This is a genomic window from Streptomyces hygroscopicus subsp. hygroscopicus (genome assembly GCF_001553455.1).
Taxonomy (GTDB): Bacteria; Actinomycetota; Actinomycetes; order Streptomycetales; family Streptomycetaceae; genus Streptomyces; species Streptomyces hygroscopicus.
The window spans coordinates 1-2961 of record NZ_BBOX01000264.1; the positions used below are offsets into that span (position 1 = coordinate 1).

Annotated in this window: 2 protein-coding genes; one reads left to right on the plus strand and one right to left on the minus strand. The window is 74.9% G+C overall.

All coding sequences use genetic code 11. From position 1 onward, the window contains the following. Window positions 1-121: 121 nt before the first annotated feature. Window positions 122-1684, plus strand: coding sequence for a TIGR03767 family metallophosphoesterase (locus tag AXW62_RS25505; protein WP_060946562.1), 1563 nt, complete (start codon window positions 122-124; stop codon window positions 1682-1684). A gap of 54 nt (window positions 1685-1738) precedes the next feature. On the opposite strand, the gene AXW62_RS25510 is transcribed toward AXW62_RS25505, so the two are convergent. Next, window positions 1739-2764, minus strand: a complete 1026-nt coding sequence (locus AXW62_RS25510; RefSeq protein ID WP_060946561.1) for a putative endonuclease domain-containing protein — start codon at window positions 2762-2764, stop codon at window positions 1739-1741. Window positions 2765-2961 lie beyond the last annotated feature (197 nt).

Below are 2961 nucleotides of genomic sequence, written 5' to 3' on the forward strand. Positions count from 1 at the left end.
CCGACCCGACCGGCCGCCGACCGGCCGGTCGGTCGGGCGTCCGTCCGTCCGGGCCCGGCGACGGCGGCGTCCGGCCGGCCGCCTCCGCCCGCCCGCCACCGCGCACGCCGCGGCCCGCCGGGTGGCACAGGCCCCCGCGGCGCCCTCGAAGGCCGGCACCACGCTGGAGGCGTTCTCCGCGGCGCGCGGCACCACCGGCTACCGGCGGCTCGCCGCGGGCCCCGCCTGGGCCCGTGCGGTCCGTACCGAGATCACCGGCGCCAAGGCCGGCCGCGCCGGCCGGCGCACCGCCCTCGCCTCGTTCGTCCAGCTCACGGATCTGCACCTGACCGATGTCCAGCACCCGATGCGCTACGAGTTCCTGCGCGCCGGGCGCCCCGGGGCGTGGCGGCCGCACGAGGCGCTGACCGTCGCCGGGGCCGCCTCGCTCATCGAGCGGATCAACGGTCTGCGCGGCGGACCGGCCACCGGGGCGCCGCTGTCGTTCGTCATGACCACCGGCGACAACACCGACAACAACGCCAGGATCGAGCTGGAGTGGTTCCTGGCCGTGATGAACGGCGGCCGGATCACTCCCAACACCGGTGACCCACGCCACTACGAGGGCGTCCAGAACAGCGGGCACACGGCGTTCTGGCACCCCGACCAGGCGCTGCGCGACGCGGACAAGGCGCTCGGCTTCCCGCGTCTCGACGGCTTCCTCGAGGCCGCGCTGCGCACCGTCAACAGCCCCGGACTGCGGCTGCCGTGGTACTCCACCGTCGGCAACCACGACGATCTGGCGGGCGGCGTCTACTCCTTCGGCCGTGACTACGCCACGGACTTCGCCACCGGGAAGCGCAAACTGGAGATCATCTCCGCCGCGGAGGCCGAGAGGTTCTCCCAGGCGACGCGCCAGGGGACCGACCCCCGGGGCACGCGGATGAAGGCGCTGCTGGAGGCGCACACCAAGGACATGCGCACGGTCACCCCCGATGAGCGCCGCGCCCCCTTCACCCGGGCCGAATACCTGGCCGCCCATCTCGACCCGGCCGCCACCGGCCCCGGTCCGGCCGGCCACGGCTACACCCGGGACAACCTCGACCAGGGCACCCTCTACTACGCGTTCCGGATCTCCGACGACGTGGTGGGCATCAGCCTGGACACCACCGACCCGGGCGGCCACTACACCGGTTCGCTCGGCACCGCGCAACTGCGCTGGCTGGAGCGGACCCTCAGGGCCCACCGGGACGACTACGTGATCGTCTTCAGTCACCACTACAGCCGCAGCCTGGACAACCAGAACCGCGACCCGGCCCGGCCCGGCGAGGCCCGCCACGGCGGGGACGAGGTCGTCGCCCTCCTCCAGCGCCACCCCCGGGTGCTCGCCTGGATCAACGGCCACAGCCACCGGAACGAGATCACCCCGCGCTCCACCTTCTGGGAGATCACCACCGCCTCGCACGTGGACTTCCCCCAGCTGGCGCGGGTGATCGAAGTGGTGGACAACCACGACGGCACGCTCTCGCTGTTCACCACGCTCGTCGAGTCGGCCGCACCGCACCGCACGGACTTCTCGGACCTGTCCCAGACCGGTCTGGCGGCCCTGTACCGCGAGCTCTCCTTCAACGCGCCCGGCGTCAGCCAGAAGCTCGCCGGCGACCCCACGGACCGCAACACCGAACTGCTGCTGCGCAAGGTGTGACCGCCGCCCGCGCCGGGGCCCGGGGCACCGGCGGCATCAGCGGCATCAGTGGCATCAGCGGGGCAGCACCACCACATAGGAGGCCGGGGCGCGGTCGGCCGCCGCGATCAGGGCGGTCCGCACCACCGCGGCCTGCTCCTCCAGGGACTCCCGGAGCTTCCTCGGGGTGACCCGCACGACCGTGATGCCGAGCCGCTCCAGGTGTTCGCGGGACCGGCCGGAGCCGCCGTGCCAGGCGTCCTGGTCCTGGCGCGGCGCCCGTGCGTCGATCTCCACGGCCACCGCCTGCTCCCGCCAGTAGGCGTCCACCCCGCCGAGGGCGGGTCCGCCGGGCAGCCGCAGCTCCACGTTCCACAGCGGCTCGGGCAGGTGGTGGCCGCGCACCAGGTCGTACAGCCGCCCCTCGGCGATCGACCGGCCCTCGGCGAGCAGCGCGTCCACGGCGTCCACGACATGCGGCCGGGACAGCAGCCGGGCCGCGCTCAGCTCCGCGACGACGGCCGCCGCCTCGCAGTGGCCGTGGCGCACGGACTCGGTGAGCAGTCCCCGGACCAGCGCGGCGTCGGTGAGCCGGGCGACCGCGTCGGCGAGGGCGCGGGCCACCGGGGCGGTGGGCACCCCGGCGAGGTACTGGGCGCCGGGCAGGGTGGTGGCCCGGACGAAGCGGACGAAGCCGGTGGCGCGCAGCCGCCGGGCGCGCGGCACCAGGACGTCGACGTGGTCCAGGGAGGCCAGCGGGGGAGCGGAGGAGAAGTGGTGCAGGGCGAGCGCGGCCAGCCCGGTGATCATCGCCCCGTCACGCGGGCCGCGGTCGCCCGGCGCCCCGCCGTCGGCCCCCTGGCCCCGGCTCGCGGTGTACAGCAGCGCGGCCAGCAGCCGCTCCTCGCTGGTCGGCGGGCCGGGGTGGAGCAGGTGGACGCCCGGCAGGATCTGCTGCCAGGGCCCGCCGGCCCGGCAGCGCTCCGCGGCGACGGACGCGGTGACCCCGTGCTCACGCAGCTGGCGTGTGGTCAGGACGCGGCGCTGGACGTCCGAGAGGTGGTGGAGGGGGCGGGGGGACAGCGGCGTGTTGTGGCTCATGCCCCCGCCATTCCCGCGCCCGCTCCACGGGCTAACCGCTGTTACACAGTCGTCGACAAAAGCGGACAACCCCGTACTAAAGTACGGCAGTTCGAATGCCGAAAGGGCTCCCCGCGCAGGTGCCCGGTACGAGCGTGATGCGGAGGTGGCGAACGCCGGGGGCGGGGCGTAGCTCGCCCCGGTGCGGCGCCCGGCGC

What these genes read in the sequence shown, in the direction of transcription:
- AXW62_RS25510 (WP_060946561.1), bottom strand. Translation starts at nt 2,764, where the DNA reads ATGAGCCACAACACGCCGCTGTCCCCCCGCCCCCTCCACCACCTCTCG.